The sequence below is a fragment of the Mesorhizobium sp. M0119 genome (genome assembly GCF_040322615.1).
Classification (GTDB): domain Bacteria; phylum Pseudomonadota; class Alphaproteobacteria; order Rhizobiales; family Rhizobiaceae; genus Mesorhizobium.
The window spans coordinates 364866-385812 of record NZ_JAMYTU010000001.1 but is presented as its reverse complement, the minus strand read 5'-3'; the positions used below and the strand labels follow the sequence as shown (position 1 = coordinate 385812).

Genomic DNA, 20947 nt, shown 5'->3' with positions numbered 1-20947 from the left:
AACAGGCCTTCCGGGTCGGCGCCCGACAGCGTGAACTCGTCGGTGTGGCAGATGCCGGTTGCCTTGATCTCGACCAGCACCTCGCCATCACGAGGGCCTTCGAGGTCGACCTCCATGATCTCCAGCGGCTTTCCGGCGGCGACGGCGACAGCGGCGCGCGTTTTCATCAGGCAATCCTCCCAAGACAACCCATAGAGTTTCACATTCCGGCATTGCTGCGGATGATCTCGGAGTCGAAGACCGCAACACGCTCATTCACCGCCGTATCTCAGCGAAAAGCCATAGGACTAAAGCAGACACGTAAGTCCACTTGCAGGGCTTTGATAAATCTTGTGGGGTCCGCTAAGCTCATTATGGGCACCTTGAATTCGCGCTGGTCCGGGAACAATCGGACTTTAGTGCAAGAATGGGCAGTTTTATCGATGACGAGCGCGGTGCCAGGCACTCTCGCGGCCTTTTTGTGCTTTTTTTTCCAGACCGCCAACGTTGCGGACGTGATGGCCCAGGAAGCGACGGGCAAGCAACCGGTCGCAACCCACAGGCCGGAAAGAAAGATAACCGAAATCAGAATAGGTTATTTGCGGGCCTACGCACCGCAACTGGCGCTTTCCCTGCTGGACCTGCCGCCACGCGACGAAGGTGTCGCCGGCGCCAATGTGGCGATCAGCGATAACAATACGACAGGAAAGTTCCTCAGCCAGAAATTCGGCCTCGACATAGCCGAGGTCAAGCCGGAGGCCGACGCGGCTCAGGCGTTCAACGAGCTGATTGCCAAAGGTGACCGCTATGTTGTCGCGGACCTCTCGGCCAGGCAATTGCTGTCGATCGCCGACATCGCCCGCGACAAGGGCGTTCTGGTCTTCAATGTCGGTGCCACTGACGACAGCCTGCGCGAGGAAGACTGCCGCATAAACATTTTCCATGTGGCGCCGACGCGAAGCATGCTGGCCGACGCGCTGGCGCAGTATCTCGTGGTAAAGAAATGGCCGAATTGGGTGCTGCTCTACGGTTCGCATGAGCGGGATCATCTCTATGCGGCCGCGTTGCGCCGCGCGGCGGCTCGCTTCGGCGGTCAGATCGTCGCCGAGAAGGAATTCAAAGACACTGGCACGGCGCGCCGCACCGACACCGGCGCTACGCAGATACAGCAGCAGATTTCCGTGTTCACGCAGGATCTGCCGGAGCATGACGTGGTGCTTGTCGCCGATGAGAGCGAGGTGTTCGGAACCTATGTGCCCTACCGCACCTGGACACCGCGGCTGGTCGGTGGCACGGCCGGTCTTGTCGCATCGTCCTGGCATCCCGCGAGCGAGCAATGGGGTGGCATTCAAATGCAGAGCCGTTTCCTGAGGACGACCGGCCGGCGAATGCTGTCCAAGGATATGTCGGCCTGGACGGCGGTGCGGGCGGTGGGCGAAGCCAGCACGCGGACCAATGGCGACGATCCGAAGAAGATCAGCGACTACATCCGCTCGGACGATTTCTCGGTCGCTGCCTTCAAGGGACAGAAGCTGACCTTCCGCAAGTGGAACCATCAGCTTCGCCAGCCAATCCTGCTCGGCGACACCGAATCGGTGGTCTCGACATCGCCACAGGAGGGTTATCTCCACCAAATCTCCGAGCTCGATACGCTCGGCGTCGATCAGCCGGAAACGAAATGCGTCCTTAAGTAGAACCAATCGGGAGGAATTTTCGTGCAGAGACGAGCTTGCGCACTCGCCATTCTCGCGACCGGCTTCATGGCCAATCCGGCGTGGGCTTACACCGTTTATGTCTCCAACGAGAAAGACAATACGATAACCGTCGTCGACACGGCGACGATGCAAGTGGTGAAGACCGTCGAAGTCGGCCAGAGGCCGCGCGGTATCACCATCTCGCACGACGGCAAGTTCATCTATTTGTGCGCCAGCGATGACGATACGATCGAAATCATCGATACCGCGACGCTGCAGATCGTGGGCACGCTGCCATCGGGCCCAGATCCCGAACTGTTCGTGCTTTCGCCGGACGGCAAGACGCTCTACGTCGCCAACGAGGATGACAATCTCGTCACCGCGATCAACATCGAGAGCAAGCAGGTCATGACCGAGATTCCCGTTGGGGTGGAGCCTGAAGGCATGGCCGTCAGTCCCGATGGCAAAACCATGGTCAACACCTCCGAAACCACCAGCATGGCGCATTTCATCGACACCGACAGCCATGAGGTGACCGACAATGTTCTGGTCGACACGCGTCCGCGCTTTGCGCAATTCAAGCCCGACGGATCACAGATCTGGGTCAGTGCCGAAATCGGCGGCACCGTCAGCGTCATCGACAGTTTCAAACGCGAGGTGGTGAAGAAGATCCAGTTCGCGATTGCGGGACTGCGGCCCGAAACCATCCAGCCGGTCGGCATCGCGATCAGCGTCGACGGCAAGAAAGCCTATGTCGCGCTCGGCCCAGCCAACCACGTCGCCGTCATCAATACCGAAACCTACGAGGTGGAAAAATATATCCTGGTCGGCCAGCGCGTCTGGCATCTCGACTTCACCCCCGATCAGAAGACGCTGATCACCACCAACGGCAATTCCAACGACATTACCTTCATCGATACGGCGACGGACGAGCCGGTTCAATCGGTCACGGTGGGCCAGCAGCCTTGGGGCGTGGCCATATCGCCCCACTAGACCGCAGCGATTATCAGGGAGGCCGACATGACAAATCTTTGCCGCGGGGATGTTGCAAGTGCACTAGATCACCAGCGCGCCCCGAAGGAGCCAGCGGCATGCAGCATGTAAGGACAAGCGGACCTGGAGAGGAGGTGGCGGCGCTCGATCTTGCCGGTATCAGCCATTCCTATGGTCCGAAGCGGGCGCTCCACGACGTCTCATTCTCGATCGCGCCGGGAACTTTCACCGTTCTGCTCGGCCTCAACGGCGCCGGCAAGACAACTTTGTTCTCACTGATCAGCCATCTTTACGGCACTCGCCGCGGATCGATCCGCATCTTCGGCCATGATGTCAGCCGGGCTTCGGGCGAAGCGCTCAGACGTGTCGGCATCGTGTTCCAGGCACGTACGCTCGACCTCGACCTCAGCGTCCACCAGAACCTCTCCTACCACGCCTCGCTGCATGGCATTGGCGGACACCAAGCCCGGCAGCGCATTGCCGCGCTGCTGGACATAGTCAACATGCAGGGCCGTCAGCATGACAAGGCACGCAGTCTTTCCGGCGGCCAAATGCGGCGCATCGAGATCGCGCGGGCGCTGCTCCACCGCCCTTCCCTGCTGTTGCTCGACGAGGCGACGGTCGGTCTCGACATCCAGTCGCGTGCGGGCATTTTGGCCACCATCCGCAAGCTCGTCGAAACCGAGGGCATCGGCGTGCTGTGGGCGACGCATCTGATCGATGAGGTCGAAGACGGCGACCATGTCGTCGTGCTGCGGCAGGGCGACCTGGTTGCCAAGGGTAAGGTGGCCGATGTCGTTGGGACGAGCGGTGCCAGTTCGATCCGCGACGCCTTTTCCAGGCTCAACCGCATCGAAACAAGCGGCATCGCGGAGATGTCGCCATGAGCGCTCCCGCAATGCCCGCAAAAGTCGCCGCCCTCACGCCGGTGAAGTTCGAACAATTTGGGCTCCGCCACTACCTCATTTGCCTCAAAGGGATCGTCGTGCGGGAGTGCCTGCGCTTCCTGCACCAACGCGAGCGCTTCATATCCTCGCTGGTTCGGCCGCTCGTCTGGCTGTTCATTTTTGCAGCCGGATTCCGGCAGGTGCTCGGTGTATCGATCATCCCGCCCTACAAGACCTACGTGCTCTACGAGGTCTACATCACGCCGGGCCTGTGCGGCATGATTCTGCTGTTTTCGGGTATGCAGTCTTCCTTGTCGATGGTCTATGACCGCGAAATGGGCAACATGCGCACCCTGCTGGTCAGCCCCTTCCCGCGTTGGTTTTTACTGATCTCGAAGATGCTCGCCGGTGTCGCCGTGTCGATCGCGCAGGTTTACGCGTTCCTGATCGTTGCTTGGTTCTGGGGCGTCAAGGCGCCGCCGCTTGGCTATCTCACCGTACTGCCGGCGCTGTTCCTGTCAGGCATGATGCTGTGCGCGCTCGGCATGCTTTTGTCCTCGATGATCAAGCAGCTCGAAAACTTCGCCGGCATCATGAACTTCGTCATCTTTCCCGGCTATTTCGCTTCTCCGGCACTCTATCCCTTGTGGCGTATCCAGGAGGCTAGCCCCCTGCTCTACAAAATCTGCCTCGCCAATCCGTTTACTTACGCTGTCGAACTGATCCGCTTCGCCTTCTACGGCCAGGTTGAGTGGCTGTCGCTGGGCGTCGTTGCCGGCTGCACGCTGCTGTTCCTTGCCGCCGCCATCATCGCCTACGACCCTTCGCGCGGCCTGATGACCCGCAAACAGGACACGGGAGGAAATGCCTGATGGCACGAATGAGCCTTGTTCGCGGCCTGGCTCTGGTTGCCATGCTCGCGCCGGGCGTCAACGCCATGGCAGCCAACCCCGATCCAGACTGGCCCTGCATACAGCGCAAGGTGCCGCAACTCTCGCTCGGCCAGATCTGGAGTGGACCGGACCTTCCTTCAGCGGCGAAGGACTGGTTGAACGACCCCACCATCTCCGCCCTGGTCGAGGAGCTGGCAGCTCGCCGGATGCCGATTGCGGAAGCTCAAAAGAAGATCAAGGATTTCGCCGCCTCCTTGCCGGCCGAGCAACTTGCACCCAAAATGGCGATGCTGGTGCAAGGCATGTTCGATCACATGGACGCCGAGCGCTCGCAGGTGATCTCCGGCATTTCCCGTTACGCCCACAAGCAGCTCGAAATGGCCGCCGCCTTGCGCAAGGAAGCGTCCGATGTCGATGCGTTGCGGGCAAAGCCGGATCCAGATCCCGAAGAGATCGATCGGCGAACCGAACAGCTGAAATTCGCAACGCGAATTTTCAATGAGCGCGTCCAATCACTGACCTACGTCTGTGAAGTGCCGACGATAATCGAGCAGCGGCTCTATCAATTGTCCAAGGTCGTCTCGGAAACGCTCGCCGCGAAGAAGTAGGACCTCATTCGATCTTTGCGGCGGATATCACGATCCACGGCCGGGCAGCACGCGCCAGCGCTGAACGAAATAACCGGGATGCGTCTCGATCCACTGGGCTACCAGCGATTGCGCCTGCATGAAGGCGGTCCCGGGATTCATTGCCAGGCCGTCCACCATCTGTTCGCGTTGTTCACAGGTCTGCGGCACATCCGTCAGGCAGACCATCATAACGAGCGTGTAAAGCATTACCCCTAGTCCCCCTCGAATCCCGAACCCCATGCCCGGGAGTTTCCGTGATACCGACCAGTCTGCAGGGGTCGCACATACGGATCGCTTACGGGTGTGAAAAGAACGTGGCCCCCGCTCTTTCGCGCCGCAATATAACATGACGCTAATCTAACGCCAACGACCACAGGGCTCAGTCGCGGACGCGGGCGCATCGAACATGCGCGTCCGGCTGTGCCAATGCCAAAAAAGTGAACTCGTGGAACGCGCTCTCCCACGGGTTCGACCGAAACAGGAATATCATTGTTGTCGACCTCAGACCGGCAGCCCGTTCTGCTTTCGCAGGCTTTTGTCGAATGCGGATGCGGGGACGAAACGGCGCAGGAAACTGACCTGGCGCGCCATTTTTCCAGCCGCATAGCGCCTCTTCGGAGCGGGATCGGTCGCAGCCGCCAAAACGGTCCTGGCTACCATTTCCGGCGCATCGCCTTTTTCCATGGCTTTCCGCACAGCTGCATTCATGCCAGCGCGCGCGGAGTCATAGATATCAAGCAACTGATCCGGCCTGGCGAGATTTTCTTCAAATGAGGTGCGGGTATAGGCGGGCTCCACCAACACGACGCGAATTCCGAAAGTACGCAGTTCGTGGTCGAGCGATTCGGAATAGCCCTCAACGGCATGCTTGGTCGACGAATAAAGCGCGAAATAGGGAGCTGGAATGAACCCCTGCACCGAGCTCAAATTGACGATTCTGCCCTTGCCTTGACGGCGCATTGTCGGCAACACTGCTTTGGTTACTCGCATAACGCCAAAGACGTTCACGTCAAATAACGACTTGGCCTGGGCCATCGAGGACTCCTCCGCGCCACCAAGCAGGCCAACGCCGGCATTGTTGACGAGCAGGTCGATGCGCCCGGTCTCGGCCAGCACGTCCTGGACAAGTTTCGCCACGGACGTGTCATCGGTCACGTCGCAGGCCAGCATGGTAACGCCGTCGGATCGGTCGGCGACCGCGCGACGGCTGGTTCCGAACACGCGAAAGCCCGCGTTCTGCAGGGCTTTGGCCGTTGTGTGCCCGATGCCGCTGGATGCCCCGGTCACCAGGGCGACGCCTAGATTGGTCTTGTTCATGGAGGTCACTTTCTTCGTATTGGATTGGCGTGGGAGAAGCACGAAAGGTCGGAGCGAAAGGCGTCAATCATGAGCGCCTCCGGTGCTCGCGCCGGCCAGATCATCCGTGCAGCGCCGGAACAGCGCGCTGGCATTAACGCCTCCGAAGCCGAAGCCATTGGAGATTGCATAGCCCATCGCCATCGGCCGGGCCCGGTTTGCGACGAAGTCGATCCCGTCGCCGGCCGGATCGGGAGCGCTCAGATTGAGGGTCGGCGGTGCCATCTGATCCCTGAGCGCCAGGATTGCGAAGATTGCTCCGAGACCGCCGGCGGCTCCGAGCAGGTGTCCGGTCGCCGATTTCGTTGCACTGACAGCTATCGCGAAATCGCGCCCGAACACGCTCTTGATCGCTTCGATCTCACCCAGATCGCCTACCGGCGTGGAGGTCGCATGGGCATTGAGATGACGAACCTCGCGGGGCGAAATCCCTGCTTGGGCGATTGCGATCTCCATGGCCCGGCGCGCACCGTCGCCGTCCTCGGGACCGGAGGTGACGTGATGAGCATCCGCCGTCGTGCCGTAGCCGACAAGCTCGGCCAGCGGTCTTGCGCCGCGGGCCAGCGCGTGGCTCAATTCCTCGATGACCAGCATGCCGGCTCCTTCGCCCATGACGAAGCCGTCCCGCGACTTGTCGAACGGTCGGGAGGCCTCATCAGGACGGTGATTAAAGGAGGTCGAAAGAGAGCGTGCCGCGGCAAACCCACCAAGGCTGACAAGATTCATGCATGCTTCCGTCCCGCCGCACACGGCAATATCGGCTTCATTGGCGCGGATTAGGCGAGCCGCATCGCCGATCGCCTGAATGCCGGCCGCGCACGCCGTCACCGGTGCACCGAGCGGACCTTTGAAGCCATAGCGGATCGAGATGTGGCCTGCCGCGAGGTTCACCAGGAAGGACGGCACCGTAAAAGGTGATAGACGGCGGACGCCGCGCCGGTCGACTGTGCGCACCGCCTCGGTTATGGCCGGGAACCCGCCGACGCCCGAGGCGATGATCGTGGCCGTGCGCAAGCGATCCGCTTCCGAGGCGGGGGCCCATCTTGCTTGGGCGAGCGCCTCTTGTGCCGCCGCCAGCGCAAAGAGAATGAACCGGTCTACCTTGCGCTGATCCTTCAGCGGAAGGACGGCTTCCGGATCGAAACCAGCGTCCGGATCTTCTTCTGTGGAGGGCACCACCCCGCCGACCTTCGCCGGCAGGTCGCCCACCACATTATCCGGAAGCCTCCGGATGCCCGAGCGGCCCGCCAGGAGACGCGACCAGGACGTTTCAACATCGGCAGCAAGGGGCGTGACCGCTCCCATGCCCGTAACAACAATCCGTCGCATCTATTTTCCTATCAGTTTGGCGCGCCGCCGGCGCCGCGACGCCGTTCAAGCGCCGGCTGATTCACGAACCTGATTGGCCGCCGCATCCAGAAAGGCCTGCGCGAGGTCAGGATCGTTGATAACGCGCGATAACATCAGCGCACCGACCATCGTCGAGAGAATGGCCATGGCCTTGCCATCGAACTCCCCGCCATTGGCCTCGGCAACGAAACGGCCGAGGATCTCGAGATGCTCCTTGATCCCGGCTTCGAACGGCGCCTTCACGTCCATGCCCTGTCTGGCGGCATCCGAGCCGAGCGCCACGATCGGGCAGCCGTCCATCTTTTCTCCGCGATGATCCATACTGAGATAGAACGCGATCACCGCGCCAAGCGGATCATCGGGGTTTGCCGCAGTCGCGGCCGACCATCGATACGTGGCGCTCTCCATCGCCCGCCTGGACGCCTGCGCCGCCAGGTCGTCCTTGGATGCGAACTGCTTGTAAAACGCGCCTTGGGTCAGTCCGGCACCCTTCATCAGATCCTTAAGGCCGATACCGTCAAAGCCGCGCTCCCGAAAAAGGCGGCTTGCCACGTTGATTACGGTTTCGCGGTTTTCCGCTGCCCGAGCACGACTTACGCGCATCGTTGACCTCTTTTTTTAGATTGCGTTCGTAATCTATAGCCTATATAGAGTTCGAACGCAATCTAAAAAGGAGATACGAAAATGATCCGCAAAACCCTGAGCGCATCGCTCCTGCCCGCGCTGTTTCTTGCGACCCCGGCTTTTGCCGAGGAAGCCACCATCGGACGCACGATCGAAGGCGGCAGCCTGCACGAGGGTCACCTTGACATGGTGGTCTACTACGTCTCGGTCGACGGCGACCTCCTGGAGGTCACCGCCACCTTTGCGCCGAAGACCGGGGGCGATCCCCTGCGCGTCGTCATGGGTCTCGCCAACGATGACTCCGTGGCCTTTTCCATGCCGGGCCACCAGGGCTCGCTTTACGCGTTCTCAAGGTCCGGCGAGCAGGTGACGGTCTCGACCGAGACTGACATGGATCTGCGAGCCGACGCGACAATGCGCTGACCCGACGTGCAGACCGCGACCTGCGTGCTGCGGACCGTGGGCTCTCGCGTCCGCGCGCCGACGTAGAGGTCGAACGCAATCTACTCGATATGAGGAGATGGGCATGAAAACGAGACCCGCCATTGTGCTGGCGGGCGTCCTGTTCGGATGGTCCTCCCGAGAGCGCTAGGAGCAGGCAAAAGCCGCATTAGAGACCGCCACAGCAGCAGCCACCGGACAGATACCAATAAGGTTCCACCGGATCAACGCCAGCGTTCCCCAAGGGCGGCGAGCATCATCAGAATCAGCGGACGGAGCGCCACGGTGCCTTCGATCACGCCATCGAATAAGCTTGAGGAGAGGTCAAATGCTATACAGTTATTTTGTCGAGAAATCGATTCGAGACAGCTTCGACCACGTCAACAACCATCGCTGGGATGAGGCGGTGAAGGCACTCGCGCCGCATGTCCATCACCGCGTTTCCGGCGCCCACGCGCTTGGTGGTGAGCGCCACGACAAAGAAGCCATGCGCCGCTGGTTTGAGCGCCTCGGCCGCGTCCTGCCCAATCTCCATCTCACGGTCAACCACATCTGGGTGAAGGGCTGGCCGTGGCATACCACCGTGTTTGCCCAGTGGGACGGCACCGCAACGCTGCTCAATGGCGACGCGTCGTACGTCAACCGTGGTCTCCACGTGTTCACCCTGCGATGGGGCAGAGTCTATGCACTTGAGGAATTTTACGATTCACAAGCAGCGGCCCGCGGTCTTGCCAACCAAGCGGCAGCTGGCCTCGAAGAAGCTGTCGCCGAACCAATTGTAGGCTAGCAGAAGCTCAGTCAAAGCCCACCCGTTCCGTGAACGCGGTGCGCACCCCGTGGCCCTCACCGCTTGGATGGCGGTCGCCTCGGCTCCGCAAATGCGTGCCACCAGCGATGCCTCCCGATCCTCGGCTTATGAACATCGGTCTACAGGTCACAGCCGATCAGTAGCTGACGCACGCCATCGTTTGTGGAAAGTGTTTGCCTGGACCGCGCGCCCTAACTCGCGCGGCCTCTAGTGTTCGGTTCCTCGTGCGGATAGAGCTTGCCGAACAGCGGCAGGTACATCGCGCCCTTGCGCATCAGAAAATCGTGGAAGGTCGCCATCGCCGGCGAGATCGCGTGATCGCTGCGCATCACCGAAAACCATTGCCGGCGGATCGGCATGCCGACAACGTCGAGGATGACCAGCCGGCCAGCCTCGATTTCCGCGGCGATGGTGTGGGCAGAGATGAAGGCGATGCCGAGCCCGGCCATCACCGCCTGTTTGATCGTCTCGTTCGAGCCCATCTCGACGCCGAGATCGTCGATGCGGCCAGGCACGTCGCTCAAGAATATTTCCAGCGAGATGCGCGTGCCGGAGCCGGACTCGCGAATGAGGAAATGTTCCTGGGCGATCCGCTCCTTGGATATCTCGCGCACCGAGGCCAGCGGGTGGTCCGGCGGCGCGATGATGACCAGCGGATGATCGCCGAAGACCGAGGCACGCACCGGGACTTCCTTCGCCGGGCGTCCCATCAGCGCGATGTCGATGTCGTGATTCTTCAGATTGTCGATCGTCTCGGCGCGATTACCAATGGCAAGCCGCATGTCGATGTCGGGATGTTCCTTCATGAAGGCAGCCATCAGCCGCGGTGCGAAATATTTGGCCGTGGAAACGACACCGAGCCGCAAGCTGCCGGCGCGCACGCCCTTGATTGCATCCATCTTGTCTTCGAGCAGACGAAGCCGCTCCTCGATGGCCTGTGCGGTCTCGACGAAGGCAAGACCTGCGGCAGTGGGACGCATACCGTCGGCCGTCCGGTCAAACAGGGCCAGCTGGAACTCTTCCTCAACCTGCCGCAACTGGATCGTCACCGCTGGAGGAGACAGGCCTAACACTTTGGCCGCACTGACGATTCTCCCGTGGGCGACGATTGCCTGAACGGTCTTGAACTGCTTGAGCGTGAGGTTTCTCATGCCGCATACTAAAATTTTTTTAGTGCTAAAGTAAAGTTATTGAATTTTACTTATCCAGCATCGTTTGTTTTCATTCCGCAATCCGGCCGATCCGAGGAGAGGCGGCAGGATCGGGAGGTTACGATGCCAGCGGCAACGCTCGACGCTTTTCTGAACTCCTATCTCGGCGAGCCGGACGAACTGCGTTCCGCGGTCGTAATGACCGTCCGTCGGCTGACGCAGGCGGCCACCACGATCCGCAACACCATCAATCAAGGGGTACTCGGTACCGCGTTTGCCGGAACCCGTGGCGCCAATGCTGACGGCGATGTTCAGAAGGATCTCGATGTCTTCGCCGACGACATCTTTCTCGATGCCATGCGCCACGCTCCGGTCGCGCTCTACGCTTCCGAGGAACTGGACCAGCCAGTGCTTCTCGACAGGCAAGCGCCTCTTGCCATCGCCATCGACCCGCTGGACGGCTCTTCCAACATCGACACCAACGTGTCGATTGGAACGATCTTCTCGCTTCTCCCTGCAACTGGCGCGCCGGATGGGAATCCGGCCGCCTCATTTTTGCAGGCAGGGGTGAACCAACTGGGCGCCGGTTTCTTCATCTACGGGCCGCAGCTGGCGCTCGTTCTGTCTCTCGGCAGCGGCACGCATGTCTTCGTTCTCTCAGCCAGGCTCGGCACCTTCGTCCAGGCCTACGAGAGCCGGGTCATCCCCCAGCGTACCCAGGAATTTGCCATCAACGCCGCCAACTACCGGCACTGGGACGAGGCGGTGCGGCTCTACATCGACGACTGCCTCGAAGGCACCGAAGGCCCACGCGAGAAGGACTTCAACATGCGCTGGATCGCCTCCCTGGTCGCCGACTGCTACCGCATATTGATGCGCGGCGGCGTATTCCTGTATCCAGGCGACAAGCGCAAGGGCTACAGGCAGGGGCGACTTCGCCTCGTCTATGAGGCAAACCCGATCGCCTATCTCGTCGAACAGGCTGGCGGTGGGGCCACCGACACGATCACCCGCATCCTCGAAATCGAACCCGAGAGCCTGCACCGGCGCGTGCCCATGATTTTCGGATCGGCGCGGGAAGTCGCGCGCATCACCCGCTACCACACCGAGCCGAGCGCCATCGGCGAGCGCGCGCCGCTGTTCAGCCGCCGCGGCCTTTTCAGAGCCTGAATACCATGTCGGCAAAGCACCCCATCATTACCATCACCGGGTCGTCGGGCGCAGGCACTACCTCTGTCAAGCGCATCTTCGAGCTGATCTTCCGGCGCGAGAACATCGGGGCCGCCTTCATCGAAGGCGATGCTTTCCATCGCTACGACCGCGCCACGATGAAGGCGAAGGTGGCCGAGGAGGAAAAGGCGGGCAATCCGAACTTCACCCACTTCCACGCCGAGGCCAATGAACTGGCAATCCTCGAAGAGGTATTCGAGGAATATGGCCGCCGGGGAACCGGAAAGACCCGCACATACATCCATGACGAGGATGAGGAGAAGCAGTACGGCACGCCGCCAGGACATTTCACCGAATGGCGCGAATTTCCGCCGAGCGACCTGCTCTTCTACGAGGGCCTGCATGGCTGCGTCGTCACCGATAAGATCAACCTGGCCAGGCACGCGGACCTTAGGATCGGCGTGGTGCCGGTCATAAATCTCGAATGGATCCAGAAGATCCATCGCGACCGCGCAACGCGCGGCTATTCCACCGAGGCGGTGATGGACGTGATCCTGCGCCGCATGCCGGACTATGTCCGCTACATCGTCCCGCAGTTTTCGCAGACCGCCATCAACTTCCAGCGCGTGCCGATCGTCGACACGTCCAATCCATTCATCGCGCGCTGGATTCCGACGCCCGACGAATCGATGCTGGTTATCCGCTTCGCCAATCCCCGTGGCATCGATTTCCCCTACCTGCTTTCGATGATCCACGATTCGTTCATGTCGCGGCCGAATTCCATAGTGGTGCCCGGCAACAAGCTCGACCTCGCCATGCAGCTGATCCTGACGCCGCTCATCCTGCAATTGATCGAACGCAAGAACCGTGTGTCGTGAGGAGGACGCCATGAACAGCCAAACAGCAGCACTGAAACCCGTCGCCGCCGTCTCGGAACGCGATATGGCCAACGCCATTCGCGCGCTGGCGATGGACAGCGTCCAAAAGGCCAATTCCGGTCATCCGGGCATGCCGATGGGCATGGCCGATGTCGCGACGGTGCTGTTCAGCCGCTTCATCAATATCGATCCGTCGGCCCCCAACTGGCCCGATCGCGACCGCTTCGTGCTTTCGGCCGGGCACGGCTCGATGCTGCAATATGCGCTGCATTACCTGCTCGGCTACGAGGACATGCCGATCGAGGAGTTGCAGCGGTTTCGCCAGTTGGGCAGCCGCACCGCCGGACATCCGGAATATGGCCATGCGCTTGGCATCGAGACGACGACGGGCCCGCTTGGACAAGGCATTTCGACCGCTGTCGGCATGGCGCTGGCGGAGCGCATGCTTGCTGCCCGCTACAGTGCCGATCTCGTCGACCACTTCACCTATGTGATCGCCGGCGACGGCTGCCTGCAAGAAGGCATCAGCCACGAAGCGATCGACCTTGCCGGTCACCTGAAGCTCTCCCGGCTGATCGTCTTCTGGGACGACAATGCGATCTCGATCGACGGACCGACTTCGCTGTCGACATCGATGGACCAGCCGGCACGGTTCAAAGCCGCCGGATGGCATGTCCAATCGGTGGACGGCCACGACACCGAAACCGTTGCGGCGGCAATCGAAGCGGCGCAGCAGTCGGATCGGCCGTCCCTGATCGCCTGCCGCACGGTGATCGGCAAGGGCGCGCCCAATCTGGGCGGCTCGGAGAAGACGCATGGCGCGCCGCTCGGCGATGCCGAGATCGCCGCGACGCGCGAAAACATCGGCTGGGCCTACGCGCCGTTCGAGGTGCCGGACGACATCCTTTTCACCTGGCGCGAAATTGCCGAGCGCGGGCAAGCCACACGGCACGCCTGGGAGCAGCGGCTTGCCGCCTCGCCGCGGCGCCAGGCCTTTGAGAGCGCGGTCGCCGGCAACCTGCCCGGCGCGGTCTTCGAAGCGCTCGGCGCTTTCCGCAAGGAGCATGTCGAGAAGGCGACCAAGGTTGCAACGCGAAAAGCCTCCGAAATGGCGCTCGGCGCCATCAACGCCGCAACCGACCTGACCGTCGGCGGCTCCGCTGATCTGACGCATTCGAACCTGACGATCACCAAGGGCATGGATCGCATAGCGCCTGATGACTATGCCGGCCGCTACATTCACTATGGCATCCGCGAGCACGGCATGGCCGCGGCCATGAACGGCATCGCACTGCATGGCGGCTTCGTGCCTTATGGCGGCACGTTCCTGTGCTTCGCCGACTATGCGCGCGGCGCGATGCGGCTCTCGGCGCTCATGGGCCAGCGCATCATCTATGTGATGACGCATGATTCCATCGGTCTCGGCGAGGACGGCCCGACCCACCAGCCGGTCGAGCACCTGGCGATGCTGCGGGCCACGCCGAACCTCAACGTCTTCCGTCCGGCCGACATCATCGAAACGGCGGAGTGCTGGGAACTGGCCCTGAAGAGCGAGAACCGGCCGAGCGTGCTGGTGCTCTCCCGCCAGAACCTGCCGATGCTGCGCCAGACAGACAGCGACGAGAACCGGTCGAGCCAGGGCGCTTACATCCTGCGCGAGCCGCCCGAGCACCGCGCCGTGACGCTGATCGCCACCGGCTCGGAGGTCGAGATTGCCGTTGCCGCCGCTGAACGGCTGGAGACCGAGCACGGCATCGCCGCCGCGGTCGTCTCGATGCCGTGCTGGGAGCTTTTCGAGGAACAGGATGCGGACTACCGGAAGTCCGTCCTCGGTTCGGCGCCACGCATTGCCGTCGAAGCAGCAGCACGGCTCGGCTGGGACCGCTGGATAGGCGACACCGGCATTTTCGTCGGCATGGCCGGTTTCGGCGCCAGCGCCCCTGCCCCGGATCTCTACCGGCATTTCGACATCACGCCCGAAGCCGTCGCGGCAGCGGCGCTGAAGCTCATCATCTAGGAGGACGACCATGGCCCGCATCACCCTTCGCCAGCTTCTCGACCATGCCGCCGAGCACGGCTACGGGGTGCCGGCATTCAACATCAACAACATGGAACAGGGCCTCGCCATCATGGAGGCCGCCAGGGCCTGCGATGCGCCGGTCATCATCCAGGCCTCGCGCGGCGCCCGTTCCTATGCCAACGACATCATGCTGGCCAAGATGATGGAGGCGTTGACCGAAATCCATCCGGCCATTCCGCTATGCATCCATCAGGATCACGGCAACAACGAAGCCACCTGCCTGTCGGCGATCCGCCACGGCTTCACCTCGGTGATGATGGACGGGTCGCTGATGGCGGACGCCAAGACCCCGGCGAGCTACGATTACAACGTCGCCATCACCGAACGTGTCGCACGCATGGCGCATTGGGTCGGCGCCTCGGTCGAAGGCGAGCTCGGCGTGCTCGGCTCGCTGGAAACCGGCCAGGGCGAGGCCGAGGACGGGCACGGCGCCGAAGGTGCGCTTTCCCACGACCAGCTTTTGACCGATCCCGATCAGGCGGTCGACTTCGTGACCGCCACCCGGGTCGACGCGCTGGCGATCGCCTGCGGTACCTCGCACGGCGCCTACAAATTCAGCCGCAAGCCCGACGGCGGCATCCTGGCCATGCAGGTGATCGAGGCGATCCACGAAAAGCTGCCCAACACGCATCTGGTCATGCACGGCTCTTCCTCCGTGCCGCAGGAACTGCAGGACATCATCAACAACTATGGCGGCGAGATGCCCCAGACCTTTGGCGTCCCAGTCGAGGAGATCGAGCGCGGCATCCGCTACGGCGTGCGCAAGGTCAACATCGACACCGATTGCCGAATGGCCATGGCCGGGCAGTTCCGCCGCGTCGCGACGGAGGACCCGCGCGAATTCGATCCGCGAAAGTTCCTGAAACCCGCCATGGACGCGCTGCGCAACCTTTGCCGTGATCGTTTCGAACGCTTCGGCACCGCAGGCCATGCGTCGAAGATCAGGGTGATCGCGATGGATGAGATGGCGAAACGTTACGCCGCAGGAAAGCTAGACCCCCATATCGCAACCGCGAAAGCCGCCTGAGCGGCAAACAGGAGACCTGCCATGAACAAGATCGACATGCAGTCAGCAGGCACGCTCAAGGAAGGCAAGGAACGCTACAGGTCGGGCGTCATCCCCTACAAGAAGATGGGCTACTGGGAGCCGGACTACCGGCCCAAGGAGACCGACCTGATCGCCATGTTTCGGATCACGCCGCAGCCCGGCGTCGACCACGAGGAGGCGGCCGCCGCCATCGCCGGTGAATCCTCTACCGCGACATGGACCGTGGTGTGGACCGACAGGCTGACCGCCTGCGAGCTCTACCGCGCCAAGGCGTTCAAATCCGAGCCGGTGCCGAACACAGGTCCAGGCACCAGGATCGAGCAGCAGTACTTCGCCTATATTGCCTACGACCTCGACCTGTTCGAGCCAGGCTCCATCGCCAACTTGACTGCATCGATCATCGGCAACGTGTTCGGCTTCAAGGCCGTCAAGGCCTTGCGGCTCGAGGACATGCGCATCCCGGTGGCTTACCTCAAGACATTCCAGGGCCCGGCGACCGGCATCGTGGTGGAACGCGAGCGGCTCGACAAGTTCGGCCGGCCGCTGCTCGGCGCGACGACGAAGCCGAAGCTTGGCCTATCAGGTCGCAACTACGGCCGCGTCGTCTACGAGGCGCTGAAGGGTGGCCTCGACTTCGTCAAGGACGACGAGAACATCAACTCGCAGCCCTTCATGCACTGGCGCGACCGTTTCCTCTACTGCATGGAGGCTGTGAACAAGGCGTCGGCCGCCACCGGCGAAGTCAAGGGCCATTATCTCAACGTCACCGCCGGCACGATGGAGGAGATGTACGAGCGCGCCGAATTTGCAAAACAGCTTGGCTCCTGCATCGTCATGATCGACCTCGTCATTGGCTATACGGCGATCCAGTCGATGGCCAAGTGGGCACGCCGCAACGACATGATCCTGCACCTGCACCGGGCCGGCAACTCGACCTATTCGCGCCAGAAGAACCACGGCATGAATTTTCGCGTCATCTGCAAATGGATGCGGATGGCCGGCGTCGATCACATCCATGCCGGCACGGTGGTCGGCAAGCTGGAAGGCGACCCGCTTATGATCAAGGGGTTTTATGACACGCTGCGCGAGGAGCGCACGCCGCAGAACCTCGAAACCGGGCTGTTCTTCGATCAGGACTGGGCCTCGCTCAACAAGGTGATGCCCGTCGCCTCGGGCGGCATCCATGCCGGCCAGATGCACCAGTTGATCCATTATCTCGGCGAGGACGTCATCCTGCAGTTCGGCGGCGGCACGATCGGCCATCCGGACGGCATCCAGGCCGGCGCGACGGCCAATCGCGTCGCGTTGGAGGCGATGATCCTCGCCCGCAACGAGGGCCGTGACTATCTGCGCGAAGGGACCAAAATCCTCGAACAGGCGGCCAGATGGTGCACGCCGCTCAAGGCGGCCTTGGAGACGTGGAAGGACGTCACCTTCAACTACGAATCGACAGACACGGCCGACTTTGTGCCAACCGCAACGCCGAGCTTCTAGACGAAAGGAACCGTCGCCATGATGACCAATCCCGGAAACAAGGTCACGCAGGGACAGTTTTCGTTCCTGCCCGAGCTGACCGACGAGCAGATTTCGGCGCAGATCAAATACGCGCTGAAAAACCACTGGGCGGTCAGCGTCGAATACACGGACGATCCGCATCCGCGAAACACCTATTGGGAAATGTACGGCAACCCGATGTTCGACCTGAGGGACCCGGCGGGCATCCTGCTTGAAATCAACAATTGCCGGAAAGCCATGCCCAACATGTATGTCCGGGTCACCGCCTTCGATTCGACCAAGGGCTGGGAAGCGCCGCGCATGTCATTTATCGTCAACCGGCCACCCCATGAGCCCGGGTTCCGGCTGCTGCGCCAGGAGCGTGACGGGCGCAGCCAGGGCTATTCGATCGTGCCTTATGCGACCGACAAGCCCGAAGGCGAGCGGAGCTAGACGAAACCATGCTGGACGCGATAGCAAAGGGCGCTGCCGCGCAGGGCGAATCGGTTGATCTGCAGGCCGAGTTCGAGGCATCCAACATCGACGAGGTGATGGAAAAGCTCGACCGCGAACTCGTTGGCCTGAAGCCCGTCAAGAACCGCATCCGCGAGATCGCCGCGCTGCTCCTGGTCGACCGGCTTCGCCGCAAGTTCGGCCTGACCTCGGGCGCGCCGACGCTGCACATGAACTTTACGGGAAATCCCGGCACCGGAAAGACTACCGTGGCGCTCAGGATGGCCGAAATCCTGCATCGTCTCGGCTATGTCCGCGAAGGGCACATGGTCGCGGTGACGCGCGACGATCTCGTCGGCCAGTATGTGGGCCACACCGCGCCCAAAACCCGCGAAGTGATCAAGCGCGCCATGGGCGGGGTGCTTTTCATCGATGAGGCCTACTATCTCTACAAGCCCGAGAACGAACGCGACTACGGCCAGGAATCGATCGAAATCCTGCTGCAATGCATGGAAAACAACCGTGACGATCTGGTTGTGATTCTTGCCGGCTACAAGGACAAGATGGACCGCTTCTTCGACAGCAATCCCGGCATGCGCTCGCGTATCGCCCATCACCTCGATTTTCCCGACTACGGCGTCAGCGAACTCAAATCAATCGCCGAGATCATGCTGGCGGAACAGAATTACCGTCTCAGTGAAGCGGCGGCCAAGGCGCTCGAAGAGTATCTCCCGATCCGCATGCGGCTGCCGCATTTTTCCAACGCCCGCTCCGTTCGCAATAGCCTCGACCGGGCGCGGCTTCGCCAGGCCAGCCGGCTTTTCGCGTCGCGCGACCGTGCGTTGACGAAAACCGACCTTATCACCATCGAGGAATCCGATATTCGCGGCAGCCGCGTATTCGCGGAAGGTAAGCTCGAAGGCGAACCGGAGACGAAGGCGCGCTGACAAGATGACGGCGGTTGGTGTGCAGCGACCGGAAACGGACGACAGAATGGGAGCCGACGAACCATGGATACTAAGACAATCATCGCGCCCTCGGTGCTTTCCGCGGACTTCTCGCGGCTCGGCGACGAGGTCGAAGCGGTCGTCCGGGCGGGTGCCGATTGGATCCATCTCGATGTGATGGATGGCCATTTCGTGCCCAACATCACCTTCGGTCCGCCGGTGGTCAAGGCGATCCGTAATCGAACGGACAAGGTCTTCGACTGCCACCTGATGATCGCGCCGGCCGACGCCTATCTCGGCGCCTTCGCCGATGCCGGCTGCGACATCATTACAGTGCATGCCGAGGCCGGACCGCATCTCGACCGTTCGCTGCAGGCAATCAGGAATCTCGGCAAGAAGGCCGGCGTGTCGCTGAACCCCTCAACGCCGGAAAGCGTCATCGAATATGTGCTCGACCGGCTCGATCTGGTGCTTCTGATGACGGTCAATCCGGGCTTCGGCGGCCAGGCCTTCATTGCGGCGGTCGTCGACAAGGTCAGGCGGGTCAAGGCGTTGGTCGGCCATCGTCCGATCCACATCGAGATCGACGGCGGCGTCACGCCCGAAACCGCTCCGCTGGTCACCGCGGCCGGCGCCAATGTGCTGGTCGCCGGCTCGGCCATCTTCAAGGGTGGCACCGACGCGGCCTATCGCGCCAATATCGGCGCCATCAGGCAGGCAGCCGACGGGGCGATCCGGAACGCTGCATGAAACCGTTTCATCGGAGGGCAACATGGCGGCAATTCCACCTGTCTGCGATTTCGGCTGGCGAGCCATCGCCGCCGTTTTGCCCGGCGTCGACGGCCCATCGCATTCGATCTTAAGCCACGCCGGCCCGAACGGGCTGGTGGTGGCCTTCATCTGCAACCACTGCCCCTATGTGAAGGCGGTGATTTCACGCATGGTGCGCGACGCCAACGACCTCAAGGCCGAAGGCATCGGCTTTGTCGCGATCAACTCAAACGATGCCGGGGCCTATCCGGATGATTCCTTCGACAATATGAAGCTCTTCGCCAGCACGAACGGCTTCACTTTCCCCTATCTCCACGACGAGCGCCAGACGGTGGCGCGTGCCTACGGAGCCGTTTGCACCCCGGATTTCTTCGGGCTCAACAGCGAGTTGACGCTGCAATATCGCGGCCGGCTTGACGCGTCGCGACGCGACGCCGAATCGCCCGGGCTGAGGCGCGACCTGTTCGAGGCGATGAAGCAGGTTGCCCGAACCGGCGACGGACCGCTCGACCAGATCGCTTCGATCGGCTGTTCGATCAAGTGGAAGGGTGCTGCATGAACGTCGGCGCAGGCAGGCCGTTTCGCTCGCCCAAGGCGATCCTGTTCGATCTCGACGGTACGCTGGTCGATTCGGCGCCTGATATAACGGCCGCCGTCAACGAATTGCTGGCCGGCCGCGATCTGCCGCCGCTGCGCCTGGATCAGGTCAAGTCCATGATCGGCGGCGGCATCAGGAAACTGGTCGAACGAGCCTTCGCGGCTTCCGGCACGCCGCTCCTCGGCAGCGCGCTCGATGAGGCCAACCGCGTCATGGCGCCGATCTATCGCAGGCATCTGACCGGCCGGACGAGGCTGATGCCTGGCGTCAGGGAGGTTCTCACGCACTTGCATTTGAGCGGAATAGCCATGGGCGTGGTGACCAACAAGCCGCAGTTGGCGGCTCGCGAAATCCTGCTCCATTTTGGGCTGACGGAATATCTCGGCGCGATCGTCGGCGGGGACGCGGTGACATACTTGAAACCGGCGCCAGACGCGCTGTTGCTGGCGCTCGACCAGCTTCAGGTCGAACCTCGTGACACGCTGATGGTCGGAGACAGCAGCGCCGACGTGGCCGCCGCCCGCGCCGCCGGCATGGCAGTCATTCTGCTGCGTGGCGGATACAGCCAAATTCCCGTTGAAGAGCTTGGCGCCGACCTCGTTGGCGACAGCCTGTTCGATATGCCGTCCGCGATGCAGAGGCTGCAAGACGCTGCGTGACCTCAAGCGCAATGCCCAGGCCAACGCCGGCCGGGCGCAGTCCA

Annotated in this window: 22 protein-coding genes and 1 pseudogene; 17 read left to right on the top strand and 6 right to left on the bottom strand. The window is 61.9% G+C overall.

The window, feature by feature from the left end:
- Positions 1 to 167, bottom strand: a pseudogene (locus NKJ40_RS01900) (S-(hydroxymethyl)glutathione dehydrogenase); the annotation flags it as partial.
- Positions 168 to 497: 330 nt separating this feature from the next.
- Between NKJ40_RS01900 and NKJ40_RS01895 the strand changes: the two are divergent.
- From NKJ40_RS01895 to NKJ40_RS01875, 5 genes are all read left to right on the top strand, one after another.
- Positions 498 to 1673, top strand: coding sequence for an ABC transporter substrate-binding protein (locus NKJ40_RS01895; protein WP_502903679.1), 1176 nt, complete (start codon positions 498 to 500; stop codon positions 1671 to 1673).
- Between the two features lie 21 nt (positions 1674 to 1694).
- Positions 1695 to 2666, top strand: coding sequence for a YVTN family beta-propeller repeat protein (locus NKJ40_RS01890; protein WP_352464240.1), 972 nt, complete (start codon positions 1695 to 1697; stop codon positions 2664 to 2666).
- A gap of 98 nt (positions 2667 to 2764) precedes the next feature.
- Positions 2765 to 3553, top strand: coding sequence for a lanthanide ABC transporter ATP-binding protein PedB/LutE (locus NKJ40_RS01885; protein ID WP_352464238.1), 789 nt, complete (start codon positions 2765 to 2767; stop codon positions 3551 to 3553).
- Positions 3554 to 3564: 11 nt separating this feature from the next.
- Positions 3565 to 4425 (top strand): lanthanide ABC transporter permease protein PedC, encoded by an 861-nt coding sequence (locus NKJ40_RS01880; protein ID WP_292655027.1) that lies wholly within the window; start codon positions 3565 to 3567, stop codon positions 4423 to 4425.
- Entirely contained in the window at positions 4425 to 5054 is a 630-nt protein-coding gene (locus NKJ40_RS01875; RefSeq protein WP_352464236.1) for a hypothetical protein, read from the top strand. Before NKJ40_RS01880 ends, NKJ40_RS01875 begins: the two co-directional genes overlap by 1 nt.
- 27 nt (positions 5055 to 5081) lie before the next feature.
- Here NKJ40_RS01875 and NKJ40_RS01870 read toward each other — a convergent pair whose 3' ends face one another.
- The 4 genes from NKJ40_RS01870 to NKJ40_RS01855 all read right to left on the bottom strand — a co-directional run bounded on the left by NKJ40_RS01870 (position 5082) and on the right by NKJ40_RS01855 (position 8384).
- A complete protein-coding gene (locus tag NKJ40_RS01870; RefSeq protein WP_023678847.1) occupies positions 5082 to 5282 on the bottom strand; it encodes a hypothetical protein in 201 nt (66 codons plus the stop codon).
- A 294-nt stretch (positions 5283 to 5576) separates the two neighbouring features.
- The gene (locus tag NKJ40_RS01865; RefSeq protein ID WP_352464234.1) at positions 5577 to 6392 is read right to left on the bottom strand and encodes an oxidoreductase; all 816 of its coding nucleotides are present in this window, start codon (positions 6390 to 6392) and stop codon (positions 5577 to 5579) included.
- Positions 6393 to 6455: 63 nt separating this feature from the next.
- Positions 6456 to 7760: a beta-ketoacyl-ACP synthase II gene (gene fabF / locus NKJ40_RS01860; RefSeq protein WP_352464232.1), complete on the bottom strand. Its 1305-nt coding sequence runs from the start codon at positions 7758 to 7760 to the stop codon at positions 6456 to 6458.
- A gap of 45 nt (positions 7761 to 7805) precedes the next feature.
- A complete protein-coding gene (locus NKJ40_RS01855) occupies positions 7806 to 8384 on the bottom strand; it encodes a TetR/AcrR family transcriptional regulator (protein ID WP_352464230.1) in 579 nt (192 codons plus the stop codon).
- Between the two features lie 81 nt (positions 8385 to 8465).
- On the opposite strand from NKJ40_RS01855, the gene NKJ40_RS01850 reads away from it, so the two are divergent.
- Positions 8466 to 8828 (top strand): hypothetical protein, encoded by a 363-nt coding sequence (locus NKJ40_RS01850; protein ID WP_352464228.1) that lies wholly within the window; start codon positions 8466 to 8468, stop codon positions 8826 to 8828.
- Positions 8829 to 9174: 346 nt separating this feature from the next.
- Entirely contained in the window at positions 9175 to 9633 is a 459-nt protein-coding gene (locus NKJ40_RS01845) for a nuclear transport factor 2 family protein (RefSeq protein ID WP_352464226.1), read from the top strand.
- Between the two features lie 212 nt (positions 9634 to 9845).
- Here the strand turns inward: NKJ40_RS01845 and NKJ40_RS01840 are convergent, their stop codons facing one another.
- Entirely contained in the window at positions 9846 to 10805 is a 960-nt protein-coding gene (locus tag NKJ40_RS01840) for a LysR family transcriptional regulator (protein WP_352464224.1), read from the bottom strand.
- Between the two features lie 123 nt (positions 10806 to 10928).
- Here NKJ40_RS01840 and NKJ40_RS01835 point away from each other — a divergent pair, with 123 nt between their 5' ends.
- The 10 genes from NKJ40_RS01835 to gph all read left to right on the top strand — a co-directional run bounded on the left by NKJ40_RS01835 (position 10929) and on the right by gph (position 20903).
- A complete protein-coding gene (locus tag NKJ40_RS01835) occupies positions 10929 to 11975 on the top strand; it encodes a class 1 fructose-bisphosphatase (RefSeq protein WP_352464222.1) in 1047 nt (348 codons plus the stop codon).
- Positions 11976 to 11980: 5 nt separating this feature from the next.
- The gene (locus NKJ40_RS01830) at positions 11981 to 12853 is read left to right on the top strand and encodes a phosphoribulokinase (protein ID WP_254819812.1); all 873 of its coding nucleotides are present in this window, start codon (positions 11981 to 11983) and stop codon (positions 12851 to 12853) included.
- A gap of 10 nt (positions 12854 to 12863) precedes the next feature.
- The gene (gene tkt / locus NKJ40_RS01825) at positions 12864 to 14870 is read left to right on the top strand and encodes a transketolase (RefSeq protein ID WP_352464220.1); all 2007 of its coding nucleotides are present in this window, start codon (positions 12864 to 12866) and stop codon (positions 14868 to 14870) included.
- Positions 14871 to 14880: 10 nt separating this feature from the next.
- Positions 14881 to 15960 (top strand): class II fructose-bisphosphate aldolase, encoded by a 1080-nt coding sequence (gene fba / locus NKJ40_RS01820; RefSeq protein WP_352464218.1) that lies wholly within the window; start codon positions 14881 to 14883, stop codon positions 15958 to 15960.
- A gap of 21 nt (positions 15961 to 15981) precedes the next feature.
- The gene (locus NKJ40_RS01815) at positions 15982 to 17475 is read left to right on the top strand and encodes a ribulose-bisphosphate carboxylase large subunit (protein ID WP_502903678.1); all 1494 of its coding nucleotides are present in this window, start codon (positions 15982 to 15984) and stop codon (positions 17473 to 17475) included.
- 18 nt (positions 17476 to 17493) lie between these two features.
- Positions 17494 to 17928: a ribulose bisphosphate carboxylase small subunit gene (locus NKJ40_RS01810; RefSeq protein ID WP_352464216.1), complete on the top strand. Its 435-nt coding sequence runs from the start codon at positions 17494 to 17496 to the stop codon at positions 17926 to 17928.
- 8 nt (positions 17929 to 17936) lie between these two features.
- The gene (cbbX, locus tag NKJ40_RS01805; RefSeq protein ID WP_352464214.1) at positions 17937 to 18875 is read left to right on the top strand and encodes a CbbX protein; all 939 of its coding nucleotides are present in this window, start codon (positions 17937 to 17939) and stop codon (positions 18873 to 18875) included.
- 63 nt (positions 18876 to 18938) lie between these two features.
- A complete protein-coding gene (gene rpe / locus NKJ40_RS01800; protein WP_352464212.1) occupies positions 18939 to 19625 on the top strand; it encodes a ribulose-phosphate 3-epimerase in 687 nt (228 codons plus the stop codon).
- A 22-nt stretch (positions 19626 to 19647) separates the two neighbouring features.
- Positions 19648 to 20205: a thioredoxin family protein gene (locus NKJ40_RS01795; protein ID WP_352464210.1), complete on the top strand. Its 558-nt coding sequence runs from the start codon at positions 19648 to 19650 to the stop codon at positions 20203 to 20205.
- Positions 20202 to 20903 carry a phosphoglycolate phosphatase gene (gph, locus tag NKJ40_RS01790; protein ID WP_352464208.1) on the top strand — a complete coding sequence of 234 codons (702 nt, stop codon included), beginning with the start codon at positions 20202 to 20204 and terminating at the stop codon, positions 20901 to 20903. Before NKJ40_RS01795 ends, gph begins: the two co-directional genes overlap by 4 nt.
- The last annotated feature ends 44 nt before the right edge of the window (positions 20904 to 20947 follow it).

Bases quoted from the DNA above. Each gene is read 5' to 3' on its own strand.
- NKJ40_RS01895 (WP_502903679.1), top strand. From the start codon at position 498: ATGGCCCAGGAAGCGACGGGCAAGCAACCGGTCGCAACCCACAGGCCG.
- NKJ40_RS01885 (WP_352464238.1), top strand. From the start codon at position 2,765: ATGCAGCATGTAAGGACAAGCGGACCTGGAGAGGAGGTGGCGGCGCTC.
- NKJ40_RS01880 (WP_292655027.1), top strand. From the start codon at position 3,565: ATGCCCGCAAAAGTCGCCGCCCTCACGCCGGTGAAGTTCGAACAATTT.
- NKJ40_RS01875 (WP_352464236.1), top strand. From the start codon at position 4,425: ATGGCACGAATGAGCCTTGTTCGCGGCCTGGCTCTGGTTGCCATGCTC.
- NKJ40_RS01870 (WP_023678847.1), bottom strand. From the start codon at position 5,282: ATGCTTTACACGCTCGTTATGATGGTCTGCCTGACGGATGTGCCGCAG.
- NKJ40_RS01865 (WP_352464234.1), bottom strand. From the start codon at position 6,392: ATGAACAAGACCAATCTAGGCGTCGCCCTGGTGACCGGGGCATCCAGC.
- fabF (WP_352464232.1), bottom strand. From the start codon at position 7,760: ATGCGACGGATTGTTGTTACGGGCATGGGAGCGGTCACGCCCCTTGCT.
- NKJ40_RS01855 (WP_352464230.1), bottom strand. From the start codon at position 8,384: ATGCGCGTAAGTCGTGCTCGGGCAGCGGAAAACCGCGAAACCGTAATC.
- NKJ40_RS01850 (WP_352464228.1), top strand. From the start codon at position 8,466: ATGATCCGCAAAACCCTGAGCGCATCGCTCCTGCCCGCGCTGTTTCTT.
- NKJ40_RS01845 (WP_352464226.1), top strand. From the start codon at position 9,175: ATGCTATACAGTTATTTTGTCGAGAAATCGATTCGAGACAGCTTCGAC.
- NKJ40_RS01840 (WP_352464224.1), bottom strand. From the start codon at position 10,805: ATGAGAAACCTCACGCTCAAGCAGTTCAAGACCGTTCAGGCAATCGTC.
- NKJ40_RS01835 (WP_352464222.1), top strand. From the start codon at position 10,929: ATGCCAGCGGCAACGCTCGACGCTTTTCTGAACTCCTATCTCGGCGAG.
- NKJ40_RS01830 (WP_254819812.1), top strand. From the start codon at position 11,981: ATGTCGGCAAAGCACCCCATCATTACCATCACCGGGTCGTCGGGCGCA.
- tkt (WP_352464220.1), top strand. From the start codon at position 12,864: ATGAACAGCCAAACAGCAGCACTGAAACCCGTCGCCGCCGTCTCGGAA.
- fba (WP_352464218.1), top strand. From the start codon at position 14,881: ATGGCCCGCATCACCCTTCGCCAGCTTCTCGACCATGCCGCCGAGCAC.
- NKJ40_RS01815 (WP_502903678.1), top strand. From the start codon at position 15,982: ATGAACAAGATCGACATGCAGTCAGCAGGCACGCTCAAGGAAGGCAAG.
- NKJ40_RS01810 (WP_352464216.1), top strand. From the start codon at position 17,494: ATGATGACCAATCCCGGAAACAAGGTCACGCAGGGACAGTTTTCGTTC.
- cbbX (WP_352464214.1), top strand. From the start codon at position 17,937: ATGCTGGACGCGATAGCAAAGGGCGCTGCCGCGCAGGGCGAATCGGTT.
- rpe (WP_352464212.1), top strand. From the start codon at position 18,939: ATGGATACTAAGACAATCATCGCGCCCTCGGTGCTTTCCGCGGACTTC.
- NKJ40_RS01795 (WP_352464210.1), top strand. From the start codon at position 19,648: ATGGCGGCAATTCCACCTGTCTGCGATTTCGGCTGGCGAGCCATCGCC.
- gph (WP_352464208.1), top strand. From the start codon at position 20,202: ATGAACGTCGGCGCAGGCAGGCCGTTTCGCTCGCCCAAGGCGATCCTG.